Source organism: Planococcus sp. 11815, assembly GCF_051096385.1.
In the GTDB taxonomy this organism is placed as follows: domain Bacteria; phylum Bacillota; class Bacilli; order Bacillales_A; family Planococcaceae; genus Planococcus; species Planococcus citreus.
Window position 1 is genome coordinate 1,750,528 of record NZ_CP096991.1, and the last position, 25,298, is coordinate 1,775,825.

Here is a 25,298-nt window from a genome sequence, read left to right on the forward strand (position 1 = left end):
TTCATTCAAAAAATGAATGAATCCCGCTCAAATACACGCATATTATAGGAGGAACTCATCATGGTAGAAAAACAATATACAATTACAGACGAAGCAGGCATCCACGCTCGCCCGGCATCCGCACTGGTCGGTTCGATCTCGAAATTCCAATCGGACATCACGCTCGGCTTCAACGGCAAGCAAGTCAACTTAAAATCGATTCTCGGCGTCATGTCGCTCGGCATTGCTTCCGGGTCAACCGTGACGATTGCTGCGGACGGAACGGACGAAGAAGAAGCGATGGCTAAAATCGACGAAGTGCTGAAAGCGGAAGGGATCTCCAACCAATGACAAGCCCTCTCTCCGGTATCGCAGCCTCCACCGGGATCGCCATCGCCAAAGCGTTCCGACTGGAAAATCCGGAATTGACCGTCGAACAGCTGCAAGTGGGCAATCCTGCAGAAGAAATCGCGCGCTTTGATGCGGCCGTTGCTCAATCGGCCGCCGAACTTGAAGTCATCCAGGAAAAGACCGCACAGCAGATCAGCGACAAGGAAGCCGCGATTTTCGGCGCTCATTTGCTCGTCTTGAGCGACCCTGAACTGATTGGGCCGATCAAAGAGCGCATTGTAACTGATAGCGTCAATGCGGAATTTGCGTTGCAGGAAACAAGTGATATGTTCATCACGATGTTCGAAGCGATGGACAATGACTATATGAAAGAACGCGCAGCCGACATCCGCGACGTCCGCAAACGCCTGCTGTCCCATCTGCTCGGCGTGAAGATCCAAGACCCGAGCATGATCGATGAGGAAGTCATCGTCATCGCAGAAGATTTGACACCTTCCGATACCGTCCAATTGAATGCCCAGTTCGTCAAAGGCTTCATTACCGACATCGGCGGGCGCACTTCGCATTCGGCCATCCTTGCACGCACCTTGGAAATCCCGGCAGTGGTCGGCGCACAAAACGCCATGGCCACGATCCTCAATGGCCAAACGGTAATTATTGATGGCTTGGAAGGTAAAATCATCATCGACCCCGATTCAGCGACTATCCAGCAGTTCGAGCAGGAAAAGTCAGCCTATGACGCCCAAAAAGCTGAATGGGCCAAGCTCAAAGATGAGCCGACGCTAAGTGCCGACGGGCAGCATGTGGAACTTGCCGCCAATATCGGCACGCCGAAAGACCTTGCCGGCGTGCTCGAACATGGCGCAGAAGGCATCGGCCTTTACCGCACCGAGTTTCTCTATATGGGCAGAGACGCCTTTCCGACAGAAGACGAACAGTTTGACGCCTATTCTAAAGTCTTAAAAGGCATGAACGGCAAGCCGACTGTTGTCCGGACGCTCGACATCGGCGGCGATAAGGAACTCACGTATCTGGACTTGCCGAAAGAACTGAACCCATTCCTCGGCCTGCGCGCGATCCGTTTGTGCCTGGAGATGCCAGAACTCTTCAGAACGCAACTGCGTGCCCTATTGCGCGCAAGCGTACATGGCAATTTGAAGATCATGTTCCCGATGATTGCAACGGTAGAAGAATTCCGCCAAGGAAAAGCAATGCTTGCAGAAGAAAAGGCCAAATTACTGGAGGCGGGCATCGCAGTGAGCGACTCGATCGAAGTCGGCATCATGGTGGAGATTCCTTCTACCGCCGTCATGGCGGATGTCTTCGCCAAAGAAGTGGATTTCTTCTCCATCGGCACGAACGACTTGATCCAGTATACGATGGCCGCAGACCGCATGAACGAACGCGTGTCGTATCTGTACCAGCCGTTCAACCCCGCGATTTTGCGCTTAGTCAAAATGGTTATCGATGCCGCTCATAAAGAAGGCAAATGGGCAGGCATGTGCGGCGAGATGGCCGGCGATGACATCGCCATCCCGATCCTTCTCGGGCTCGGCTTAGATGAATTCTCCATGAGCGCTTCTTCGGTCCTGAAGGCGCGTGCACAGATCAGCCGTTTGTCAAAACAAGAAATGGCTTCGCATACCGACCGCATACTTGCGCTCTCGTCATCTCAAGAAGTGGAAGCGTACGTCAAAGGAATCAGCTAAAAAAACCCCTGAACGCCGAAAAGGCATTCAGGGGTTTTTCGTGTGATCAAAATGGGTTGGTCGCCCATTGTTTCGATAAAGGGATAAAGATGCGCGGGTTCAATTTCAATTGCGAAACGATGTATTCCGCGATGTCTTCCGGCTGCATGAACTTCTCTTTTTCCTGTTCCGTTTCATTGCCGGAATCAGTCATGCCCGTCACGACGCGGCTCGGTGCCAAAGCGAAGACACGGATATTGTCAGGGCGCACTTCCTGCATCAAAGCCTCGCTCATGCCGAGCACCGCGAATTTCGATGCGCTATAGGCGCTCGAGCCTTTCGTGCCTTTGAGTCCCGAAGAAGAGGAGATGTTGACGATATCGCCTCCCTGTTTTTCCACCATCTGCGGAAGCACCGCTTTGGTCATATGGACCATGCCCATCAAATTGATATTGAGCATATTTTGCCAATCCTCGGTCTCGAGTTCCATAAACTTGCCGTATTTCCCGATTCCTGCGTTGTTGATGAGGATATCGATCGTGCCGAGTTCGTCGGTCAATTTCTGGACGGCCGCTTCAACTTGCTTTGGATCCGACACATCCGCAACCGCAAATGCTGCGCGGCCACGCAACGAACGGATCTCCTGCGCCAATTGTTCGATTTCTTTTTCGGTTCTGGCGATCAGCCCGACGGCCACGCCTTCATTGGCCAGTGCTAGGGCGGTTGCCCGGCCGATGCCGCGCCCTGCTCCTGTAATGATTGCTGTCTTTTCCGTTAACACTTGTGCCACTTTATTTTCCGCCCTTCAGGTAAATGAATTTTCTCTGCCCTAGTCTTTGCCCCTAAACGGGCGGCGGTAAACCGGCTGTTTGCCTGAGGGCGACATTTTTTCTCCAGCCGCCTTAGCCTTGTCTATGGAAATAATCCAATAGGCCCTGTGCGCTGACCTGTAAGTCCATCTCGATATAAGGCATCACGCGGTGCGGCTGTTTGGCGCCTTTTTCCGCCAGCTGCGCCATAACCGGTGCCAGCAGACGTTTTGCCAATTGATCTGCGGATTCTTTGTTCTGATAGGCCACCGCTCCTTCTTCAACAAACAGCTCTAGCCATTCCAGCACCTGCTCTAGTGCTGCATCAGGGTTATGCGCAGCGCCGAAATGCCCGAAATAAAGCACATCGAGTTGCTGACTTTCCATTCGTTCGATGGATGCCTTCATCGCCTCCGGGTCGAATTGGTTCGGTGAGGTGGACGGCAAGTAAAAGTCGATGCCGTCTTCAATCAGCTGTGCATAACGGATGCCGGCCGTATCCCCTACGAAAAACCCATTCGATACCGGGTCTAAGATGCCGAAATGATGCTTGGCATGGCCCGGCGTATCCCAGAACTCAAGCGAACAGTCCGGACCGATTTGCAGCCGGTCGCCTTCCGTTTTGATAGCGATGCGGTGTTCGGGCACCGGAACGATCGGATTGAACAGATCATCGAATTTGTCGCCGTATACTGCGCGTGCGCCGGCGATGAGTCGGCTCGGGTCTGCCAGGTGCCTGGCGCCTTTCGGGTGCACGATGAGCGTCGCGTTCGGGCAGTCCTGCAATAATAAGCCCGCTCCACCGGCGTGGTCGAGGTGGATATGGGTCACGATGATGTAGCGGACCTCATCGAGTGAAATGCCGAGTTCTTTCAATCCTTGTTTCACATGCTCCACCGACGGGCTCGGACCTGTTTCAATAATGGTCAGCTGCTGTTCCATGATGACGTAGCTGCCTGTTCGGTGTTCGAGGCCGAGATCGAAACCGTCGATCAACTGAATGCGGTCGTTCAACTTGCTGATGGCCATACTGGCACCCCTTTCTGTTTGTCTTCAGTCTACCAAAGCCCGAGCTTGCTCTACAACTCGGCACATAAAAACGCCGCCAGAATTTGGCGGCGTTCCTCATCAATTGCTGGATGGGCTATAGGAAGTCAATGGAATGTCTTCATACTCTTCCGGGTCCAATGAATAGACGCTGTCGTCGGCTACCCCTTCGACAATCGCCGTCAATCCGCGCTCCACCGATTTGACCAATTGGCCTTTTTCTTTCTGCCCAAGCGACTGGGTTTGGCCGCGTACTTCAAACAACACGGTGCCGCTGCCGTTCAGTGCATAACTGCCAAGCGCTGTGCCCGGCAAATCGAGCCCTTGTGAATAAAGCGAGATATTGGTGAATTTCGAATTGCCGTAGGACTGCAGCTCCTCATACGCCGCCACATTCAACTGGCGTGAAAAATCATAATCGTACTGGTCTGCATAGTCGCTGTATTTCGCCCCTTCAGCACTGGATGGGTCCGGAACGAATTGGGCAGACAACGACAATGTAACTGGATCTGGCGTGCCATCGACATAATACATCCCTTGGTGATGCAGGTCGATAAAGACGTCGACGGTGCCATATTCCGCTTGCAATGATTTATAGACGTCGCGTGACACTTGGGCTTCTTTCGTGATAAACCAGCCCGGTTCGTTCGATGCGCCAGGGAAATCTTCCGCTTGTGGCACATAGTCCAGGTCCGGATTAAAGTCGCGGTTCACATCAAAGCCTGGATTGGCGCCGTAATCATAGCTTTGGCTGACGCCGCGGTCCAAATAATTCCATGATGGCGTTGCAGCGGCGAGTTCGGGATAATCCGCCACGACATCGCTCCATGTCATGCTATTGCGGCGCTTATCGCCTTCTGAGGCATCCGGATTCATCATCGGCATGAAGACGATCGTCACTTCGTCGCGCAAGGCTTTCGCCGCTTTCGAGTTGCCGGATAGCGATTTCAACATATTCAAAATGGCCACAGTGCCTGTTTTTTCGTTTCCGTGAATCTCACTTTGGATTAGCAGCACTTTATCGCCCGTGCCGACAGTCGCCGTATAAATATCACGGCCTTCGAAGGATTGGCCGGCGACATCCACGGAAACAGAGCCTTTGCTATTTGCTTCGATGCGCTGAAGTTCTTTTTTCAGCTCATCATAATCGATAAATCCGGAAATGGCGTTGTCGTGATGGTGTTCAGTCGGTTGTGCAGGCTCTGATGCTTGCACCGGCATCGCAAGCATCGCACAAAGCCCCGCCATGGTCATTGTCTTGAATATGTGTTTTTTCAACTATCCCCACTCCTTTTCATTTAATAGGCTGAGTATAGCAAAGCTTGTTAAGCTTGCCTATAGTTGTCAGAAATTTCAGTTCTTTGGATATATAATCCACAGCGCTAATCATCCTTCGCCCATTACCATTGCCGGAGCGCAAATTTTGAGCTTGCTGATTTCCATTGTTTCGTGGGACGAAATACCCTCAGCGTCCAGTTAACGGCTGCAGTCATTTATCAGGACTAAAACCCTCCCTCTGTCAACTTGTCTATTTAGCGCTTTTGGGTTTGCCTATTGCCTTAGATCGGCTACAGTTATACCATCAAGGAAGAAACTGGAGGTTATCATATGAACGATCCACAAATCCCGCAAGACAGCATCATCTGGTCGCAGGAAATGGTGCGCAGCACATTGCCAAAACGCGCCCAAGACAGCCATAAAGGCGTATTCGGAACGGCGTTATTAGTAGCTGGAGGCCCCGACATGCCCGGAGCCGCCTTGATTTCCGGGCTCGGCGCGTTAACAAGCGGCGTCGGGAAATTGGCAATCGGGACTTACCGCGAAACCATCCGCAGCATCGCTCACGCGGCCGCCGAAGCGACGTATGTGCCGGATGCGCTGATCCATATCGCCAACGGCACCCATTCACTCACTTCCTATAAAGCCATCGCCTGTGGGCCTGGCACCTTGCCGGATGCATTGACCGAAGCGGCTATTGACAGTTTGCTGAAGTCTTCTGCCCCACTCATTCTCGATGCCGGCGCATTGAGCGAACGAAGCTATGCCAAAAGAAGCGCCCCTCTTATCTTGACGCCGCACACCGGTGAATTCAGCCGGATCTCTGGTTATTCAATGGAGCAGCTTAGCGAGTCTCCCGATTCATGTGCTTCTGCATTTGCCGCGGAACACAATTTGACGATCGTCTTGAAAGGCTCCCGAACAACTATTGCGTTTCCAGACGGCGAACTGTACCACAACCCGACAGGAAATGCCGCGCTGGCAAAAGGTGGCACGGGTGATATGCTGACCGGCATGATGCTTGGTATGCTGTGCTGCCATGAAAACTGGCGCCACGCCGTTTTGAATGCTGTTTACTTGCACGGAGCGTGTGCGGATGAATTCATCAAAACCCGCTCCCCCCATACAATGTTGGCACGCGATATCGCAGAGTTGCTGCCGGAAGTATGGAAACAATTCGAGTGATCCGTTGTTCGGAAAATCGTCACACGCGCAATAGCCTGGCTGTGAATTAGTTCACAGCCAGGCTATTGTTCATTTATTGGATAAAACTGCTCACTATTTTGACAATCAAAAGAGATGAAAAGCTCATACTTTCCGCTATAATGGAAATCGCCAGGCATAAGATTTTCAATACGGACGGAGGTATCTTTATAATGAATAGACACCGGGCGGGACAAAGTTAGTGAACTATGTTCGGATACTTCACTTGACGGTGCCTGCGGTATGGGTTTCTGTGCTGTTGGCAGCCGCTGCAGTAAGCTTGCTGATGCGCGCCGCGATTGGGCATAAACCTGGCGAATGGTACTGGAACGCTTTGGCGCTTTACATCTTGACGTGGAAGCTCAGCTACATCGTTTTCAATTTACAGCATTTTCTTGACATGCCTTTATCGATTCTTTATTTCAACGGCGGGTTGTACGGCCATTTGCTCGCCATAGCATTGCTTATCGGCTATTTGGCCCTGGCACAAAGAAAACAGGCTGCTGTGGCGGAACAGGCTGCCACTGCCTGGTTATTGTTTTTTCTGGCGTATCAGTCCATCCTGCAATATTTTGACGCCGAGTTTGTGCAAGCAGCCCTTCAAACCGCTCTTTTCGCAGCAGCTATCGTGGCCATCCGCGTGCTGGGAAAACGGCCAGACGTTCCGAACAGCTTATTGCTTGCCGCATTTTTCACAGTGGAACTGCTCATCCTAAGCGCATTCGGCCCGCTAGTGACTTGGCAAAATGCGACGCTCATTGTTGTTGCCGCATTCACGATCGCCATGTACATACGTTTTGAACAGAAAGGACCGAGCATATGATAAAAAAAGCCATCATCGGCATATTGCTGCTTGCAGCGATCGCCATCATAGCCATCAATTTCTTTGAAGAAGATGCTCAGCCAATCGACACGAGCGAATCCGCCACTTCCGCAAGCGCACAAGACGAGTCACTTGCCGAAGGCCTCTCACAAGGGCAGGTAGCTCCCGATTTCACATTGACTGACCAAAATGGCGAAACGGTCAAACTATCCGATTACCGCGGTAAAAAAGTCATCTTGAACTTCTGGGCGACCTGGTGTCCCCCATGCCGAGCTGAAATGCCGCATATGCAGGAATTTCACGAAAACAACGCAGGCGGCGATGTCGTTATCCTGGCAGTTAACCTGACCGCACAAGATAACGGAGATGAAGCGATTCGCTCGTTTATCGATGAATTCGGTTTGACATTCTCCATTCCAATGGACGAAACCGGAAGCACCGCCCAAACGTATCAAATCCGTACTGTGCCGACAACGTACATCCTCAACACGAAAGGCGAAATCGCCCAAAAAATTGTCGGCCCGATGGATGAACAAATCATGAAAGACCAGACAGATAGCATCGACTGAGTTTCTCTACAAGGCTTGCATGAACTTAAGGGTTTAAAGAAAAGCCATTTGCGGAATACAAGTAGCAGGACTTGCAATGAAATGGAGGATTTTTTCATGGAACTTGATTTAGCTAAAGAACAATTGCCATCGACACAATCTAAAGTGAACGACCACACACCTGACCACATCAATCAGCAAATCGAACGGGAAACGGAAGCTTCGGTCAATTACTACAAGCGCCAAGGCGAAAGTGAAATCCGGGCGCGCATTAACGAGTTGGACAACGAATGGGACATTGAACGCCTAATGAAAGTAAATATGGCGTCCGTTGCAGCCCTTTCAACTCTTTTGGCAGTAAAGGGCAACAGAAAATGGGCGCTTCTAGCGGGAGCGTCAAGTGCAGCCATCATTCAGCACGCGCTGCAAGGCTGGACACCGGCGATCGTCATTTTCCGCAAATTGGGCGTCCGCACCGTCGATGAAATCAACCGTGAAAAGAAGGCTTTGCAAAATTTATTGAATAAACCTGAATAAGATAAAATCCCCTAAGCCTTAGCGCTTAGGGGATTTTTAAGTATTTTTCGCCGCAGCGTCTGTATCACTTGGCGCCACAACAGGTGTTTTGTTTCGCTGCAGCCAGCCTTTAAAGATTCGGTGCAGCGGCAGTTCGAGCTTGAAATGCGCCAAAATCCCGAAAAACATCATCAAAGCCACGAGCACCAAGCTCATGCCGACATTGCCCAATACTTCATGCAAACCGGCTTGATCCATCCATTCAGAGAATACATCGAGCACTACATTATGGACGAGATAAATCGCAAATGCGGCATTGCCAAGTTGATGAAACGCGTTCGGAATATGGATATCCTTTTTCAAATCGACCACGCCAAGCCCAATCAACAACAACATGATTGAAATGCTGGAGCTCATTTCAAAACTGACTTCCATAAACGGATTTATCGCATTCATCCATGTCACAGGAAAACCAACCAACCCACAGGCGATGAACAGATACCCGGTGATGACCGGTATGTTGGCGTGGAGAATGAGCCAAGCACAAAATACACCCGCTATGAACATTAAATTATAGGAAGCAAACAGAAAATCGAACAGAAAATGATCGATATAGACAATGCCGATGACACCTACAAGTGAAAGGATGCCCCAGGCGGCGAACAGTATCTTCCCGAGCAGGCGCGGGCTTAAAAACAACACGGAAAACATCAGATAAAAATAAACGGTATATTCTAATGACCAGGCCACGATCAAGAACGGGTCTTGCCATCCAGGATTCGGGACTAGGAAAATCGAAGTCAAAATGACAGCCATGTCCCGCTCCGCCCCCGTTGCAAACCATGGGAAGAGAAATGCCAGGAGTAGAAACACCAAGGTCACAACCCAGTACAGTGGATAGATTCGAATGAAGCGATTGATCAGAAAATCCGATAATTGGCCTCTTTTTCCGAATTTTCGTCGGTAAATATAATAAGCCATGAACCCCGACAAGGAAAAGAAATAATAGACGCCACCGGTCAGCGGCAAATACGCCAGGTTCCAAATGTTAAACCCGTAGTAATCCATCATGGTCGTCGATAAATGGTGAAGCATGACCAATATCGGCACCAATGCCCTGGACAATTGGATCAGCACCAGCTTTCTTCTCATGCGCCCCACCCCTCTATTGCAAATTCAAACACTCGACAAAAGACCTGATATAAATCATGAGACTCATCGGAATTTAAAATTTATAGACATAATATACCACGTTCCTTTAAAACCACAAGCATTTTCTCCCACTGTCTGCTAGAGCATCTAGCGCTGGCATATTTCAAGCAACAAAAAACCCGGAAACCATTAATGGCCCGGGTCTGGTCGTTATCGACGGTCTTTTACAACCGCTATGCCGGTTGTCTGCAAGGTTTCCAGCAGCAATTGATGCATGATCGCATAGCCTTCTTCATTCGGATGGATCGAATCCAGCCAAATGGACGGCACTTTCCCCATTTTCCGCGTGTTCGTGACGATGACGCCTTTCGTGCCGATTGCCGAATTCCACATGCGGAACAGCAGGTTGGTGAAACCGAAATACTGCACTTCTTTTTTCATCGAATTATATAAGCTATTTTGGACAATCAATACTCGATCGTTGCCAGCTTGAATATGTCCGTAAATCTCCAACAAATTGCGGCGGTATTTCTTTTTCAATGCAGTAAACTGGCGAATCAATTCACTTGCGCCTCCATCCTTGTATTGACGCAGCAAATCGTTGCCGCCGATATTCAGCAGCACGAGATCGGCTTGAGCCAATTCCGACTGCCAATGATCGGCCCGCAGCCGTTCGACGAGGCCATCACTCGTCAATCCATTGATGCCGAAGTTCAGCACCTCGCTAGCCGGAAAGCTGTCTTCCAAATGTCTCGCAATTCCGCCCTTTGTCCCGTAGCCATACGCTACGGAATCGCCAAGAATGACGATCTTATCTATGTGTCGCGGCCTTGCCGCATTGCGTTGTTTACGTCTGAGTGCCTTTTGATAAAGGGCACTCGACCGGAAATTCTTGCCCAATCTTCTGCACGCCCCCCTCGCTTTCGTATCTCTTCATTTTAGCATATCTGCTTGTTTCTTTTCCCTTTTCACGCTTATATGCATAACCTATAGGGGTGGAAGGGTATGGACAAGTAGAACATAAAGGAGGGATGTTGGTGGATCAGTTTTATCTACTTATCGGCATCATCATCGTCGTCCTCACACTGATCGATTTCATCTGGACGACTTTATGGGTCGATGGCGGCGCCGGCCCATTGACCCACAAGCTCACTTCCGCCTACTGGACACTCCATAAGCAAGTGAGCCGGAACAATTCGAAATTCCTGAGCCTCGCGGGGCCGATTATTTTGGTCTCCACCTTGGCGACATGGATTTTCCTATTATGGGCGGGCTGGACGTTCATTTTTGCCAGTTCCGACATGATCGTCGATACCAAAGACGGCGGGCCTTTGTCGTGGGTTGAATATGCCTATTATGCAGGCTACTTGATTTTCACGCTCGGCAACGGTGAGTTCTCCCCGGATGACGGCATCTGGCAGATCGTAGCAACCTTTGCGACCGGCACCGGCATGCTATTCATTACCTTCGGGGTGACTTATTTGCTGCAAGTGCTGAGCGCCGTGTCAGAAAAACGCTCGCTTGCATCGAGCATCAGCGGCATTGCAAAAGATCCCGCTTCCTTCGTCAACAATTCATGGAACGGGAAAAATTTCGACAACCTTAATCTATTGCTCGATACGTTCGCGAATGAATTAAGCAATGCCGTGTCGAAATACAACGCCTACCCCGTACTCCATTATTACCGCAGCTCGACGCATGACCGATCGTTGCCAGTCAATATCGTTGTGTTGGATGAAGCATTGACTTTTTTACAGCACGGCATACCAAAAGACATTCAACCCAATGCCTTATTGATGCAGGAACTCTCAAGCAGCATCACCAGTTATTTGGACACCTTGCATAGCTCCTCAATCGACGCATCCACGGTAGTCCCGCCCCATCAAGTGCTGGCGAATCTCGATGAATCGATTCCGACCGTTAACGCAGAATCCTATGAAAAGACAATGGAATCACTCGAACTACGCAGAAGAAAGCTTCTGGGGCTTGTGGAAATGACGGGCGAATCATGGCCAGGCACAGCAAACGATCTTGAATGAATCGATGAATGAATCACAACGCCTTGGCTAAATAATCGGATAGATCGACGTGAAGAAAGCGCAAATTCCTGGCGCTTTTTTCATTTCCTATTTTTGTCGTTCTTCCCAATAAATTAAAATAAGGTGTTTCAATTAAAAGCATTCAGGGAACAATTTGAAGGATGAGATTTTGAAATTGGAGGCTAAGTAATGCAAACGACGATTCCTGCTTTATTGACAAAAGAAGATTTCACAAACCGCAACGACTTGCCTGACTGGTTGCTGCGCGAATATAAAACCTTTCATGAGACGGTGACGGATAAGACTTTCCCGTGCTATTTCGGCAGAAGCGGCGAGTTGAAAGGCGAGCTGCGCTATGCATACATAAGCCAAGACGATTGGTCAAACCTGCCGGGAGCCGTGGCGGAATTCTTGACTCTGTTCGAAGATCCGAAACATAAGCGGCATGGCCTGTTTGTGTTCGTGGAACCATTTGAATCGGAAGCGCCACTGGATGCTTACCGCAAGCAGTTTTGGGAAATCCTGCAGTATCTTCATGATATGGATGATACTGAATGGCCCGAACAAGCGCCGCGTGATCCTGATCATTATTTATGGGATTTCAACTTCAAAGGGGAACCCATTTTCATCTTCGGCAACGCGCCTGCCTACAAACAACGGCGCACCCGCCACCTCGGCAATTCGATGGTGCTCGGGTTCCAGCCGAGAAGGATCTTCGAAGGGCTGACAGGGACTGAAAAAGGCGGCATCATGTCGCGTGAAAAGGTCCGGGAACGGGTCGAGAAGTGGGATGAATTGCCGACCCATCCGGATATCAGCCATTTTGGCGACCCTGAACACAATGAATGGAAGCAGTTCTTCATCGGGGATGATGTTGAGCCGGTCAAAGGCAAATGCCCGTTTTCGCATAAGGAACTTTAATTAAAAAAGCGCCTGTACAGTTTGCTGTACAGACGCTTTTTTTATGGTTAAGCTTTGCTTTTTTGCCGCTCTTTAAATTTTTTCACCGTGTTGCCCTTGCTAAGTTGCAACTCGTCCTCGGCAGCTGGCATCGCCGTTTCGCTTCCTTCGATCTGCTGAAGCAGGCGATCCACCACTTGCTGGGCAAATGGCTGTGCAGCGGATGGCGGCTTGACGGCCGTCAATTCAGCGTCATCCCCTTCAGGTTCCCCCACTACCACGATGCTGATGTCTTTTGGCACTTTGAATCCAGCGCTTTTCAAAGAATCGAGTAATTGCAGCCCGTCTTCATAGCTCGCGGCAACAAACGCACTGGTCGGTTTTTTAAACGCACGCAATTCAGCCGCAATGGCATCGAAATCCGTTGGGCTTTGTGTCGAATGGATGCGTTTTTTGCGCAGTTTCAATTGATGATGCGCCAATGCTTCATAATATCCTTGAAGCCTTTCGCTGCCATCCGGCAGATCTCCCCCGACCCAAGCGATCTGCTGGTGGTCTTTTTCAGCAAGATGGCTAGTGGCAAGGTATGCCGCTTTACGACCGTCAAATGGTTTCCCTTCATCCACTGCTTCTTCGGCTTGCAAATAAGGACTTGCTTCTTTCAAATATTCCTTCAGTTCAGCAGGAAGGCTGCCGATGCCGATGACGCCTGCAACTCCTTTTACTAAAGCCTTGCTGTCTTCCATCGATTCATTTCCAGTCAATGCATGGCCAGTCAGCTCGTAGCCCGATGCCTGTGCCGATTCGGTAAATTCGCGCAAACGGGCGAATTCAGCAGGCGCGCAATCCTCTGCAAGCAGGACGGCGATACGTTTTGCTGGCTCTGCGTGTTGTTCACTAGCGGCGCTCGCATTTCCGTAATCCAATTCAGCTAAGGCTTGCATCACTTTGTCGTAAGTTTCCTTTTTAACTTGCTCTGGCCGATTCAATACACGGGACACCGTCGTTTGAGAGACTCCTGCATGCTTTGCAACTTCTGTGGTCGATACCATTTCTGTCACCCTTCCCATTCATTCATTTGTTGAATATACTATAACACATTTAACCAAGATATTCAGGGGTGGTTCCAAAAAATAACGGAGATGAATGGCTCGAGGGATGCGCCGAATAACCGAAAGCTCCTGGTGAATTTAAAATATTTACAAACGAATAAAGTTATTCATAAAATATGGCGAGATTATTTTATTCATTATTATTCAATAAGCAACCGCTTAGTCATTTATTCATATATAGTTTTTTGTCTAACTAGATTTTTATTCAAGCCTTTTAGATAAATAAAAATGAATGGAAAAAGACGCGCAGCACTCGCTGCACGCCAAATTCATTATTCACCTACGAAAAAATTATTTCGATGCCATCTGAAAAAAGCCGTATTCGAATCCTTCGCTGCGATGCGCATATTTTTCTTCAAACCATAATGGCTCGCTTGTGGTTGAAGGGTTGCTGACATTCTCAGCGTACCTACGCCGGTAAAGGAAATTTGGCCGCTTTCATAAAGCGCTGCGTGATTGGCGCATAATAGCACCCCATTCGCTGGATTGATCCGTTCTGCATCAGTGCTGTCTTTCCATGGCTTGCTGTAGGCCGCTTTCAGCAATGCAGGATTATCAAGGCTGCATAGGGCACATTTATTTCCCCACCGCTCCAACTGCACTGTTTTAAACTGCCCCTTCAAGTCCCTGAACTTTCGCCGCAGCAAGTATTCGGAATCCATCATCCAAGCTGTTAAAGAATTGTATTTCTCTTCACGCACAGCGTCGTAAACAAATTCCAATTGCTCGATATTGCGCCATTTTGAAGACGATAATAATTCCAAAAACACCAACGCCAACGCTTCATTGCACGGGTATACATAACCGGAGTTGCCGTTGCCGTCCGGCTGGAAAGCGGAATACTTGATTGGCAAATGTTCCGCTACCATTTTGATGCACGACGCAATTTCCAATGGGTCATCCAGTTCCAAGTATTCACAAGGCGCAATCCACTCAGCTTGTGCAGTACCTGATGCCTGCTCGCGCGCATCTTCCTGGATGGTGCCTACCGCAACCAGTGCCCCCCGGACATAATGAAAGGTCCGATCCCCTTTTTGCAATGATTTTACCCGCTCCCACGAATGTGGCGTGGTTCCCGATTTATCTTTCATAGGCGCCCGGACAATTCCAAGTCGCTTTTCTTCTCTGTAGGTTTCCCCCTGCATAACGATGTAGCTATTCATTACGTGCCTCCTGACAATTGCTTTCTTCTATTCTACCATCATTTTGCCGTTTTCGCCCGGTGCCACGGCAAACAAACCAAATCATGGCCAAGAAAAAAACCATCTCCTAGAAGGAAATGGTTTTCAAATCGTACGGACGATTCGACCAGGGGCGGTGGCTTTATACCAGCTATAGCAAAAAAGGATGATAAGGGCCAGGTCGATAACATCTCCGCCATAGTACATGATTAGCGCTCCCATTTCTCCGTCACTGGTCGTGATTCCAGCAGGTGGCATGGCGTAAAGCGATTTCGCTAACACTTTATGGCTTGCTAGCGCCATAATCAAGACCGCTGCGCGCAAACGGAACGAATGTCGATGGGCAGTCAGGTCGGTATATAGAATCGACCACGTGAACATATAGCCTGCCAACAAAATATGAATATGGACCAAAGCGTAAACCCCTGTCGATTGATGCATCAAGACGAATAAATCCGTTCTGTACAGAATAAACAAGCCACCGAAATTCAACAACGCGGTGCTGGCGGGATGGCTTGCGACTGCAATGAATCGACTATTCAATAGGCGGCTCAGGCGCCGTGCGGATGTGGTCGGCAATCCTCTCATCACCAAAGTCAATGGTTTGCCGTGCAACAATAATAACGGCGCCAGCATGCCGAGCAGCAAATGCCCGGTCATATGGGCGGAAAAGCTGGTATGCGCTTTGTCCGCTAAAGGACCGACTAATGAAGCGCCTGCTGCGATCACGCCAGCAAACCAAAATATGTAACGGTGCATGGGCCATTTTCTATAGCGTTCGTTGGTCCATATCGAAAGCATCGGGTAAAACATCAGGGCCCAGGCAAGCAACAACGCCGCTGTTAGTTGAAACCAAGGTTCTATGGAGCCGAGGTAATGATGTATCATCGCTTTATGCGGACCGCCTTTCCTTGGCGGATTTTGCAAGGAACACCCCCGCAATGAGCAAAGCAGCGCCAAACAAATTCCAGCTCAAGTCATAAGGCCACAATTCGACCTGATAGCGGACTTGGTGGGTCCTGAACACCTTATGGTCTATGATCCCGTCAAATAGCTGGAAAGCCCCTGCGCCCATAAGGACTGAAGCAATCCAATACCGCATGCGGACCGCTTGCCGCCTTCTCAAGTCTGCAAACATGAAGAGCCCGCCGATTGCTGCAAACCAGGCAAAAGAATTCAACAAACCATCTGCAAAAATACCGATTTGCGGTGTCGCCAAATCATAGAAATGATGCCATTGAAGCAATTGGTGGAAGATGACTTCATCGACGAAGGCCATAGAGCCGATCCCGAACAAAATGCCGGACCAAAAATTCCTCTTTTGGAGTGTTTGGGCCGTTTCATCTGTGATTGCTTGTTCCTTACTTGCCATATATGCCCCTCCTTTTTACTCCGCTATTCTTAGCTCAATGAAAAAAGAGCCTCTGGCTGGGCTCTTTACTCGATTTCGATGCGTTTGCCATTGCCGGAGTCTTTTTCTTCCGGCTTTGGCACAGTTAATTGCAAGACACCGTCTTTGAAGTTTCCTTTAATGGCTTGTTCATCGACATCGCCGACGTAAAAGCTGCGCTTGAACGAACCAAAAGAACGTTCTTTACGGATGTAATGGCCCTCGTCTTCCGAAGTTTCCGAGCTTTCTTCTTTTTTGCCGCTGATCGATAAATAACCGTCTTTAAAATCGACCTGGATGTCATCTTTTGAGAAACCCGGCACGTCGACCACCACTTCATACTGCCCATTCGCTTCTTTTACATCGACTTGCGGGTAATTGCTTTCCTTGAAGAATCGGTCAAAGAAATCCGAATCCAAATCGCTTTGGAACAGTTTCGGGAAGAAATCCTCCCGTTTTCTGGGCATGAACTTCATCAGTCTTCCTCCTCGATCGCCGATTATCTAAAACAAGGCCAGAGACTCTTCGCTATAATTGGTGCTGTTACTGTGAATTATAGGGGGTTTTTACAAAAAGTCAACCAATTTTTTACCAATTACCAATAGTTTGACGAAAGCTTTCATAACTCTCCTCCACTGGCAAAAACGGCCGCATTATTCCTTGTCGCAGACTCGGCAGCACAGTATTTGCGCTAGTCTTTTATCCCATTTGGATTACTTATAGGTTTTGGACAGATGATGGGTTTAAAAAAACACGATTACAGGAATACTACAGAAAGCATATGTGTACTACTCATAATGATTTCCCTGTTATAATGGGAGATATTACTGAAGGAGATGATAGCGATGGAAATGGGTACGATTAAAGGTTCGAGCATGATGGTGAAAGTAGTGCGTTCCCTTATGGAAGAAGGCTGGTCTTTTACACCAAACGAATTGGACATCATCGTCCGCGCCGAGCATCCTGAAACTGGCGAATCCATCTCCTTCCCTTCATTCGGGAGCTTGAAAATGTGGCTTTACGAAAAAGGGCTTAGCTACTAACTGAAAAAGCTGCCCCTCTGCCGAATCGGCAGCAGGGACAGCTTTTTTTGTTGGTCATTTTAAGTTGATTGGTGGCAATTCGGGTCGTGTACAGGTTAGACAGACGGTTGAAGAATTGCCGGCTTTTTGCATAGCGAAGCATTGACGCCTTGTTTTCGCAGTTCGGAAACGATGGCGTCGTTGGTTTTTCTGCACGCTTCATACGATTCATCGAACATCCTTTTTAAGTGCTTCATTTGATTGGATTGACGGTTCATTCGACACACCCTCCACTCGGATGACTTCCTAGACCAGTATACAGGGCAACTATGAACAAACTATTAACAAATGGAAAAAACTTTTTAAATAAGTGGTTTTTCTTAATCCGCGCCACGCAAGTCCCTGCCTATTCACCTTCTCGAGTCCTGGCTTTTTAAAAAAATCCGCCTGCAAAAAGGCGGATTTTTTCTTTTACATACGCAAGCTGATCCCAGGACCGATTGGCAGCCCAGTCAATGCAAAGATGATCATCATGACCAGCCATACCCCGAAGAAGATGAGACTGTACGGCAACATCAAGGAAATCAAGGTGCCGAGTCCCGCTTTTTTGTCGTATTCGCGCATGAAGGCGAGCACAATCAAAATATACGGATTGAGCGGCGTAATGATGTTCGTCGATGAATCCGCAATGCGGAATGCCAATTGGACAAATGCGGGATGATAATCCAGCAGCATGAACATTGGGATGAAGATCGGCGCCATCAACGCCCATTGTGCGGAGCCGCTGAAAATCAATAGATTCAAAAGGGCTGCAAGGACGCTGAAACCGACCATGACTGGCAAGCCCGTCATATTGATGCTCGTCAAGAATTCCGCACTGTTGACGGCGAGCCAGATGCCCAGGTTGCTCCAGTTAAAATAACTGATAAACTGGGCTGCGGCAAAGATCAAGACGATATAACCGGACATGTCCTTGATGGCATCTCCCATATAAGCAGGAATATCTTTAGATTCAGTGATTTTCTTGACCGTGATGCCGTATGCGACAGCCACTGTAATGAAGAAGAACAGGATGATCGGCACGATGCCAGATAGAAATGGCGACGGGATGATGCCGCCGTCTTCGTTTCGGACAGGCGAGCCTGGGAAGAACAGCAGCAAAGCGATCAAGCCGATGTAAACGGCACCTGCAATCACGGCATTCAATAAGCCTTTGTTTTCCTGTTTCGTCACCGGTTCAAATGAATTATCGGCTTTGCCCGTGTATTTGCCAAGGCGTGGCTCGACCAATTTTTCGGTAATGATCGCCCCGACGATCGCCATGACGATGACCGATGCACTCATGAAATACCAGTTATCGACCGGCGTTACGACCATGGTATCATCGATGGTTCTCGCAGCTTCTGTGGAAATCCCGGATAGCAGCGCGTCTGTACCGGTAATCAGGATATTCGCGGTGAATCCTGCGCCGGTTCCGGCAAAACCTGCCGCAAGTCCTGCGAGCGGATGCCTCCCGACAGAAGCGAAGACCATTGCCGCAAGCGGCGGCACCAAGATAAAGGCAGCGTCTGAAGCCAAGTTCCCCATGATGCCCGTGAAAATGACTGCGTAAGTGATCAGTGATTTCGGTGCATTCAAGATGGATTTTTTGATGGCGGTCTCCATCAGCCCGACTCTTTCAGCCAAACCGATCCCGAGCATCATGACGAGCACGAGCCCGAGCGGCGCAAAGCCGGTGAAGTTATTGATCGTCTCTGCCAGGATATAACGGATCCCTTCCCCTGAAACGATGCTTTGAATCGCCAGTTCCTCGCCCGTTCCCGGATGGACGACGGTCGTCCCGAGTGAACTGACCAGCCAGGACAGCAAAACGACAAAAACTGCTAAGTATACAAAAATGAAGAATGGATCGGGCAAGCGGTTGCCCCACTTTTCAATAAAATTCAAAAATCCTTTTTTGTCTTGTTGTTCTGTCGGTGTCGCCATTCCCATTCCTCCCTTTTCGTTTTATGCACCGAATAACAAACGGTACAATTTCCGCGGCCGGCCGCGACGCCCGGCTTCTTCCCCCGCCACTTCGGCGAGGCCGATGTTCTCGAGCTCCGTTAAGATCCTGCGCGCATTGCGTTCTGTACTGTTCATCCATTGCGATAATTCCAACGCGGTAAGTTCGTCTTTCGCATAATGCCTAGACAAGGATTCAATGCGGGCGATAACGGTCTGGCTGATTGCTGCGCCTTTCAGCGATTCCTGCCACTTCGATTCGGAGCTGCGGCGGCTGTAGCGGAGACGCTCGCCTGATGAGTTGATTTCCGTTACTTTTCCACCTTCGTCGATATTGATGACCACGCCGTTCTCTTTTTCTCGGGCGTAGTCAAGCGCCAGGCGGACATTCTGCTCCGAGTCCGTGACGGTCCGGCCATAGCCGATGCCGATCCGCACCTGGAACTTGCTGTTGGCAAAAATCTCTTCCTTCAGCTCTTCCGGATGATGTGATTTGCTGTAAAGTTCCAATTCTCCGCGAGTCGTATAGATGAAGTAGATGCCATTGCCCATCCCGACTTTTGAGCCTTTGACTTCTTCGGCAAAATCGATGAGCACACGGTTCATCGCCAGTTCCTGGCGTTCAATCTTGAACGGCGTCTTGCGTTGCTGCGCTTGGCTCGGGTAGATTATTTCGATGCCAATCATCGCCAATTGCTTCATGCGGTACAAATCCGACAAGCTTCTTTCCTTGATGACTGAAATCGCGCGGTGGGCAGCCAGTTCCGATACGCTAATCCGGTATACCGGCACGCCGCGCTCCTTCAAGCCGCTATAAGCGGCGTGTACGCAAGTGAGCGCTGCTTGAATGTGCCCGGAGCGGTACAGTTTCTCGTGGTAATCGATCAATTCTTCTGCTGGGATATAGCCGAGCTCCGGCGCGGTATGGATCTCCAATTTTTCCAGATCAAAATCCTTGAGCATTTTCAGCACTTCGCGGCGTGGAACCGAATCGACGCTGATGCTCGATAACACAGCGCCTTCTTGCATAAAGGCATCGAGCATCGTTCCGAGCAGGCTTGACCCATGCAGCAAAATATAATCCGCATGATCCGCATCGATTAACTCTTCTTTTAAAGCAAAATGATAAGGCGCTGGGCCTGAAAAAAGCCAATGGCCGATGCGCGCAGAATGTTGGTTGATGATGTTTTTCGTTTCTTCCGTGTGCTGGTAAATGAAGGGGATGAGCTCGATGCCTTCTAAGCTGCCCGCCGCTTTCATCGTTTCATTGACCGAATCGTTCGGCCCGATCAGCCCGACTTTAACGTTTTCCGTCATGTCCAGTGGCCTCCATCAAGAAGCGGGACAATAATTCGACGCCCATCTTCAAATCTTCAGCAGTGGCAAATTCGTCAGGGTGATGGCTCAGCCCATCCTGGCAAGGGATAAACAGCAAGCCGCTTGGCCAAACTTGCGCCATGTTCATGACATCATGGCCTGCGCCGCTGTCCATCCGATGCGCCAAATAGGCTTCGTGGTCGCCGGCATCGACCAATTGCTGGGCGATACCGTCATCGAGCAACACGGATGGATTGTCAACGAGCACTTCGATATCGATCTTTACGCCTGTCGTTTCTTCAATGCGCTTCACTTCGCTCCGTATGGCATCTGCCATCTTCTTTTTCAGTGAATCATCCACACTGCGGATATCGACGCCTGCCGTGACGGTTTGGGGAATGACATTCATTGAATTCGGCGATGATGTCAAGGTTGACACGGTCGCCACCAATGATTTGTCGTAAGCATCGTTCATTTGAAGCGCCGTCTCCTGGACGAACGAAATGAACGGCGCGGCAGCTGCCAGCGCGTCTTGCCTTTGGCCCATCGGCGTCGTACCCGTGTGTCCCGCTTTTCCATTGAACGTGACCGCTAAGCGGACGGGGCAAGCGACGCCTTTAACGACTCCATAATCTTTTTCATGGTTGACGATATGCATCCCTTGTTCGATATGCAGCTCGACAAAGCATTGCAAGTCGTGTTTCGAACGCTTCGCATTTACTAGGTCTTGCCACACAAACCCTTGGCTTTCGACCGCTTGCGCGAGCGTGATGCCGTGCTGGTCTTCGAGTGTGCCGATGGACGGATCCAATATTCCGCTCATTGCTTTGCTGCCGATTGTCGAGACCCCAAAACGCGACGATTCTTCCGAACGGAAGCAAATGACTTCGATCGGGCGCTGCGGTTTAAAATCGGCTTCCTTCAACATCTTGATGGCCCCGAGCCCGCATACGACGCCTGCTCCGCCATCGAACGCACCGCCGTTTGGCACAGTGTCGAGGTGGGACCCTGTTGCTACTGCCGCATGCCCGCCTGCAACATTCCAGCGGGCGATGGCATTTCCTGCGGCGTCTTCTGAAACAGCGAGCCCCAGTTCTTCGGCGATCGCTTTAAAGACTTCGATAGCCTCTGTTTCTTCCGCTGTATAGCCTTCCCGCGTAAACCCTTGCGGCTGGATCAGTACATCACTTAAATTCATCCGTTGCAATTGCTCAACCAGCCAGTTATTCACGGGTTTCGTCCTCCTTCAGCAAATGATCGGTCGTCCGGATCAATGTTTCCAACCCTGCCGTCAATGCCTGTTCCTCGTAATCAAAACGCGGGTGGTGATGGCCGGCCGGCAAGGGGCTGGCGAAAATCATGAAAGTCGCTTTGCCGCCGCGTTCACGGACGCGCTCGATCATATACGTGACATCCTCGGAGGCGCCGATTGGCAAGTACGGCACAATATTCAATTTAGACGCGGCGCAGGCACGTTCCACGATGGCGGCGAACTCGAGATCTGCGTCAGCAGAAATCGCTTTTCCCATATGCTCGATTTCCAGTTCGACATCAAACATCGCTGCACTCGCCTGTAGGATGCGCAATGCATTTTCCTGCATGTATTCATCCAACTCGTTGGTCTCGCCCCGCGTCTCGATTTCCATCAGCGCTCGATCGGCGATGATATTGCGTCCCGATCCTGCGTGCAAGGTGCCGACATTGACGCGCGTCGCCCCGTCTTTATGGCGAGAAATGCCGTGCAAATGCATGGTGGCGGATGCCGCTGCGAGCAAAGCATTGCGCCCTTCGTTCGGCTCCAATCCGGAATGCGCCGATTTGCCTTTGAATTTCGCATTGATTTTGGAACTTGCCAAAAACTTGGACGTGGCTGCGGCGACGGTCCCGGACGGCAAATCGTGTATGCCGACATGGCCGCTCAGGAAATAATCGGCATCGTCCAGCCAGCCTTTATCGACAACGGCCTTTGCACCGCGTCCACCTTCTTCTGCCGGCTGGAATAAAATCGTATATTTGCCCCGAAGATGTTCTTTTTCTTTTACTAGGTATTCAGCGAGTCCGAGCCCGACAGCGGCATGCCCATCGTGGCCGCAGGCATGCATCATGCCCGAAATATCCGAGCGGAAATCTTGCTTAGCCGGAACATGGCCTGAGGTATCGTCTTCTTCAATCGGCAAGGCATCGATATCAAAGCGATAAGCGAAATTCGGCCCTGGCTTCCCGGTATCGAGTACAGCAGCAAGCCCGGTATGCCCGCCTTTCATCCGTTCCAGAAAATCAAGCGGGATGCCATAGTCGAGCGCGCGTTGTTCCTGCTGTTTCAAAAATTGCACGTCCGGCACGCCCATGCGTTCATCGCTCGTTAAAAAATCGGTGCCATAAAATAATTCAAAGCCTTTACCGGCCAATTGTTCGCTTAACTCATACGTCGTCACATATTCCGCAAATCCAATTTCGGGATATTGATGCCGTTTGCGCCGTTGTTTGATGAGATGCGGTTCGATTTCTTCCATAAACCGCTCGATAGCATCTGCCATGTCCATTCCTCCTAGTTATTCAATTCCGCGAGCACATCAAGCGCCGCCTGAGCCATCAGGCCGGTCCCGATCGACAATGCTTGTTCATCGATCATAAAGCCCGGGTCATGAAGGGGCTTTTGGGTCTCTCCGACTGATGTGCCGAGCCAGTAGTAAACGCCTTCGTATTTTTTCAAGAAGCGCCCGAAATCTTCGCCTGCCATGCTTCCGATCACTTCTGGAGCAGATTCAGTACCTAATTGCCTCTTGGCAGAGTCACGAACCACTTCAGCCCAGCGTTTCGTATTGACAGTCGCCGGATAGCCATCCGAATAATCAATTTCACACGAGCCGCCCATCATTTCAGTTGTGCCTTTGACGACTTCGTGGAAGCGTTTTTTCAATAATTTCTTCGTTTCGTCTGATAAGGAACGGATTGTGCCTTCCAACACCACACTATCTGCCACGACATTATAACGGTAGCCTCCCGAGATTTTTCCGATCGTGATGACACCAGAGTCCATCGGGTTGGCGTTTCGGCTAATGATGGTCTGAATGGCAGACATCACTTGGTTGGCGATGACGATTGCATCAATCGTTTGATGTGGCATCGATGCGTGGCCGCCCGCTCCATGAATCGTGACGTGAAAACGGTCAGAATTCCCCATGATCGCCCCGTCAATGACGCCGACTTGACCGGCCGGAAGTCCAGGCCATACGTGTTGTGCCAATATGACGTCCGGCTGGTACCGTTCGAACACGCCGTCTGCCATCATCTGATCCGCACCGCCAGTCGGTGCATTTTCTTCGGCTGGCTGGAAAATGAGCAATACCGTTCCTGCGATTTCGTCTTTTTGTTGCTGGAGCAGTTTCCCAACGCCCAAAAGCATCGCTGTGTGCGCATCATGTCCGCATGCATGCATTTTTCCATCAACTTTGGATTTGAATGGAACATCCGCTTTCTCCGTAATGGGCAAGGCATCGATATCGGCGCGCAAGCCGACCGTTTTTCCTGGCTTGCTCCCTTCGATAACGGCCAATACACCCGTTTTTGCATATCCAGTAAAGTAATGGATGCCATATTCATCGAGCTTTTCTTGTATTTTTTTCGAAGTTTCCATTTCTTCGCCGCTCAGTTCAGGCTGTTCGTGGAGATCCCGGCGAAACGCGCGTATTTCTTCAAATAACTCTTGTGCTTGTTGTTTCATGGCTGTCACCTACTTTTCGTATTTAAGGAAATAAACCTTAATCATTCCGTTAATAAAAAGTGTACCGTACTTAAGCAGTAAAATGCTACCACCATTTTGATTTTTCTGAATATCCTTTCAATAAAAAAGAAGCCTTCGCTACTGCAAAGGCTTCTTCAGAAGTCGAGCTATCTTAATTTTACTGAAAGGTGTTATAGTATCGAATGAAATTTAGCCGTATAATGCGGCGAATTGACTTTTGCGCTGCTCGATGGCAGTGAAAATTGCACAATCGTGCACTTCATTGTATTTGATGCCGAGTGTTTCCAAATATTCAGCCAGTTCGGCGTAAAGCTTCTCATAGATTTCCATGAATGCCGGGTCGGTGAGTTCGCTGACCGTTTTCGTATAGTCATCCGCCTGTTCCGTTTCGCCCGCTTGCCTCATGACATACAGCTCGCTTAAGGTATGGATCAAATGGCGGAATGTGCCTGTAATGTATGGGGTAGAAAAACTTTCTTCCTTTTTCGCCAAGACAAACGGCAAGCTTCTCAAGAACAAATCTGCCGAGCCTTCCATCTCGTGTCGGATCACTGAACTATGGACCTGACAGAAATACGTCTGCCAGCATTGGTAGCTGTCACTCTTGTCCAAATCCTGCCACTCGGCATGCCGCCGGATGTCCATGTTCTGCTTGAAATGCTCAATTGCCTGTCCGATGACAAAGGCAATCAAGGGAATGGTGTCATCTCCCGATATTTCGATTCCGATGATGCTTTTGACGCCAAACGGATGATGGACGGCTTTCTTGCCGTCAAATTCATCGTCGATGATGCCGTATTCAGTGAAGATCGCATGGCTGAAATCTTTGCGCTCATTGTAAAAGAAAAGAAGTTCAATTTTATCTTTGAAATTAAACGGTTTATACGCTGTTTTCGCTTTTTTCACCATCGCCGGAATATCAATTCCCGGCTCTCCATCCATTAATTCAATATAGCGGATCCCTTGTTCCGTAGTTTTCAATGGTTTAACTCCTTCTGTGTATGTCCATCTTTCTCCATTTTTCAAGTCATTTCCATTCTCATATGGTTAGCCCTATTATAAGAAAAACCTTTTCAAAAACACAAGCAAGAGCTTTTTCCCTTTTTTCACACCGCGTAAACATTCCGATAGCTGACCCGCTGGCATCCTTGTGAATTTCTTATATGCTTTACTGTACCATTTGATGCGCATAAA

26 protein-coding genes are annotated in these 25,298 nt (G+C 49.6%); 9 read left to right on the plus strand and 17 right to left on the minus strand.

All coding sequences use genetic code 11. The features are described 5' to 3' along the window. The first annotated feature begins 60 nt into the window (after positions 1-60). Both M1Q06_RS08925 and ptsP read left to right on the plus strand, forming a co-directional pair. Positions 61-330: a phosphocarrier protein HPr gene (locus M1Q06_RS08925; RefSeq protein WP_101805477.1), complete on the plus strand. Its 270-nt coding sequence runs from the start codon at positions 61-63 to the stop codon at positions 328-330. Further along, complete coding sequence (gene ptsP, locus M1Q06_RS08930; RefSeq protein ID WP_434399386.1) at positions 327-2,039, plus strand: phosphoenolpyruvate--protein phosphotransferase; 1,713 nt, start codon at positions 327-329, stop codon at positions 2,037-2,039. The genes M1Q06_RS08925 and ptsP overlap by 4 nt, the downstream gene beginning before the upstream one ends. A gap of 46 nt (positions 2,040-2,085) precedes the next feature. Here ptsP and M1Q06_RS08935 read toward each other — a convergent pair whose 3' ends face one another. From M1Q06_RS08935 to M1Q06_RS08945, 3 genes are all read right to left on the minus strand, one after another. Further along, positions 2,086-2,808, minus strand: a complete 723-nt coding sequence (locus M1Q06_RS08935; protein ID WP_121299649.1) for a 3-ketoacyl-ACP reductase — start codon at positions 2,806-2,808, stop codon at positions 2,086-2,088. Positions 2,809-2,920: 112 nt separating this feature from the next. Continuing rightward, on the minus strand, positions 2,921-3,856 hold the full coding sequence (locus M1Q06_RS08940) for an MBL fold metallo-hydrolase (RefSeq protein ID WP_434399388.1): 936 nt from the start codon (positions 3,854-3,856) through the stop codon (positions 2,921-2,923). Positions 3,857-3,955: 99 nt separating this feature from the next. Beyond that, positions 3,956-5,095 (minus strand): M14 family zinc carboxypeptidase, encoded by a 1,140-nt coding sequence (locus M1Q06_RS08945; RefSeq protein WP_434402856.1) that lies wholly within the window; start codon positions 5,093-5,095, stop codon positions 3,956-3,958. Between the two features lie 387 nt (positions 5,096-5,482). Here M1Q06_RS08945 and M1Q06_RS08950 point away from each other — a divergent pair, with 387 nt between their 5' ends. The 4 genes from M1Q06_RS08950 (at position 5,483) to M1Q06_RS08965 (ending at position 8,263) form a co-directional block, all read left to right on the plus strand. Further along, complete coding sequence (locus M1Q06_RS08950; RefSeq protein WP_434399389.1) at positions 5,483-6,337, plus strand: NAD(P)H-hydrate dehydratase; 855 nt, start codon at positions 5,483-5,485, stop codon at positions 6,335-6,337. A gap of 220 nt (positions 6,338-6,557) precedes the next feature. Continuing rightward, positions 6,558-7,178, plus strand: a complete 621-nt coding sequence (locus M1Q06_RS08955; RefSeq protein WP_101190362.1) for a hypothetical protein — start codon at positions 6,558-6,560, stop codon at positions 7,176-7,178. Then, on the plus strand, positions 7,175-7,747 hold the full coding sequence (locus M1Q06_RS08960; RefSeq protein ID WP_434399390.1) for a peroxiredoxin family protein: 573 nt from the start codon (positions 7,175-7,177) through the stop codon (positions 7,745-7,747). The genes M1Q06_RS08955 and M1Q06_RS08960 overlap by 4 nt, the downstream gene beginning before the upstream one ends. A gap of 96 nt (positions 7,748-7,843) precedes the next feature. Continuing rightward, on the plus strand, positions 7,844-8,263 hold the full coding sequence (locus M1Q06_RS08965; RefSeq protein WP_434399391.1) for a DUF2892 domain-containing protein: 420 nt from the start codon (positions 7,844-7,846) through the stop codon (positions 8,261-8,263). A gap of 36 nt (positions 8,264-8,299) precedes the next feature. Here the strand turns inward: M1Q06_RS08965 and M1Q06_RS08970 are convergent, their stop codons facing one another. Together M1Q06_RS08970 and M1Q06_RS08975 are read right to left on the minus strand one after the other, a co-directional pair. Further along, on the minus strand, positions 8,300-9,394 hold the full coding sequence (locus M1Q06_RS08970; RefSeq protein ID WP_434399392.1) for an acyltransferase family protein: 1,095 nt from the start codon (positions 9,392-9,394) through the stop codon (positions 8,300-8,302). Between the two features lie 210 nt (positions 9,395-9,604). Further along, positions 9,605-10,294, minus strand: a complete 690-nt coding sequence (locus tag M1Q06_RS08975; protein ID WP_434399394.1) for an SGNH/GDSL hydrolase family protein — start codon at positions 10,292-10,294, stop codon at positions 9,605-9,607. Positions 10,295-10,431: 137 nt separating this feature from the next. Here M1Q06_RS08975 and M1Q06_RS08980 point away from each other — a divergent pair, with 137 nt between their 5' ends. After that, entirely contained in the window at positions 10,432-11,433 is a 1,002-nt protein-coding gene (locus M1Q06_RS08980; protein ID WP_434399395.1) for an ion channel, read from the plus strand. Positions 11,434-11,622: 189 nt separating this feature from the next. Next, positions 11,623-12,354, plus strand: a complete 732-nt coding sequence (locus M1Q06_RS08985) for a YqcI/YcgG family protein (protein WP_434399396.1) — start codon at positions 11,623-11,625, stop codon at positions 12,352-12,354. 47 nt (positions 12,355-12,401) lie between these two features. Here the strand turns inward: M1Q06_RS08985 and M1Q06_RS08990 are convergent, their stop codons facing one another. The 5 genes from M1Q06_RS08990 to M1Q06_RS09010 form a co-directional block, all read right to left on the minus strand. After that, positions 12,402-13,385 (minus strand): LacI family DNA-binding transcriptional regulator, encoded by a 984-nt coding sequence (locus tag M1Q06_RS08990; protein ID WP_434399397.1) that lies wholly within the window; start codon positions 13,383-13,385, stop codon positions 12,402-12,404. Positions 13,386-13,717: 332 nt separating this feature from the next. Beyond that, complete coding sequence (locus M1Q06_RS08995; RefSeq protein ID WP_434399398.1) at positions 13,718-14,608, minus strand: HNH endonuclease; 891 nt, start codon at positions 14,606-14,608, stop codon at positions 13,718-13,720. Between the two features lie 123 nt (positions 14,609-14,731). Continuing rightward, the gene (locus M1Q06_RS09000; protein WP_434399399.1) at positions 14,732-15,514 is read right to left on the minus strand and encodes a cytochrome c oxidase assembly protein; all 783 of its coding nucleotides are present in this window, start codon (positions 15,512-15,514) and stop codon (positions 14,732-14,734) included. 4 nt (positions 15,515-15,518) lie between these two features. Continuing rightward, the gene (locus M1Q06_RS09005; RefSeq protein ID WP_434399400.1) at positions 15,519-15,998 is read right to left on the minus strand and encodes a DUF2243 domain-containing protein; all 480 of its coding nucleotides are present in this window, start codon (positions 15,996-15,998) and stop codon (positions 15,519-15,521) included. 65 nt (positions 15,999-16,063) lie between these two features. Further along, a complete protein-coding gene (locus M1Q06_RS09010) occupies positions 16,064-16,492 on the minus strand; it encodes an Hsp20/alpha crystallin family protein (protein WP_121299623.1) in 429 nt (142 codons plus the stop codon). A gap of 369 nt (positions 16,493-16,861) precedes the next feature. On the opposite strand from M1Q06_RS09010, the gene M1Q06_RS09015 reads away from it, so the two are divergent. Continuing rightward, on the plus strand, positions 16,862-17,059 hold the full coding sequence (locus M1Q06_RS09015) for a hypothetical protein (protein ID WP_058380680.1): 198 nt from the start codon (positions 16,862-16,864) through the stop codon (positions 17,057-17,059). A 95-nt stretch (positions 17,060-17,154) separates the two neighbouring features. Here the strand turns inward: M1Q06_RS09015 and M1Q06_RS09020 are convergent, their stop codons facing one another. The 7 genes from M1Q06_RS09020 to M1Q06_RS09050 all read right to left on the minus strand — a co-directional run bounded on the left by M1Q06_RS09020 (position 17,155) and on the right by M1Q06_RS09050 (position 25,085). Then, a complete protein-coding gene (locus M1Q06_RS09020) occupies positions 17,155-17,316 on the minus strand; it encodes a hypothetical protein (RefSeq protein ID WP_434399401.1) in 162 nt (53 codons plus the stop codon). A 193-nt stretch (positions 17,317-17,509) separates the two neighbouring features. Continuing rightward, a complete protein-coding gene (locus M1Q06_RS09025; RefSeq protein WP_121299621.1) occupies positions 17,510-19,024 on the minus strand; it encodes an AbgT family transporter in 1,515 nt (504 codons plus the stop codon). A 21-nt stretch (positions 19,025-19,045) separates the two neighbouring features. Then, the gene (locus M1Q06_RS09030) at positions 19,046-20,359 is read right to left on the minus strand and encodes a hypothetical protein (RefSeq protein ID WP_121299619.1); all 1,314 of its coding nucleotides are present in this window, start codon (positions 20,357-20,359) and stop codon (positions 19,046-19,048) included. Further along, entirely contained in the window at positions 20,343-21,590 is a 1,248-nt protein-coding gene (locus M1Q06_RS09035) for a M20 family metallo-hydrolase (protein WP_121299617.1), read from the minus strand. Before M1Q06_RS09035 ends, M1Q06_RS09030 begins: the two co-directional genes overlap by 17 nt. Beyond that, on the minus strand, positions 21,583-22,896 hold the full coding sequence (locus tag M1Q06_RS09040) for an amidohydrolase (protein ID WP_434399403.1): 1,314 nt from the start codon (positions 22,894-22,896) through the stop codon (positions 21,583-21,585). The genes M1Q06_RS09035 and M1Q06_RS09040 overlap by 8 nt, the downstream gene beginning before the upstream one ends. 11 nt (positions 22,897-22,907) lie before the next feature. Continuing rightward, positions 22,908-24,083, minus strand: a complete 1,176-nt coding sequence (locus M1Q06_RS09045) for a M20 metallopeptidase family protein (protein WP_434399404.1) — start codon at positions 24,081-24,083, stop codon at positions 22,908-22,910. Between the two features lie 210 nt (positions 24,084-24,293). Beyond that, complete coding sequence (locus tag M1Q06_RS09050; RefSeq protein WP_434399405.1) at positions 24,294-25,085, minus strand: hypothetical protein; 792 nt, start codon at positions 25,083-25,085, stop codon at positions 24,294-24,296. Positions 25,086-25,298 lie beyond the last annotated feature (213 nt).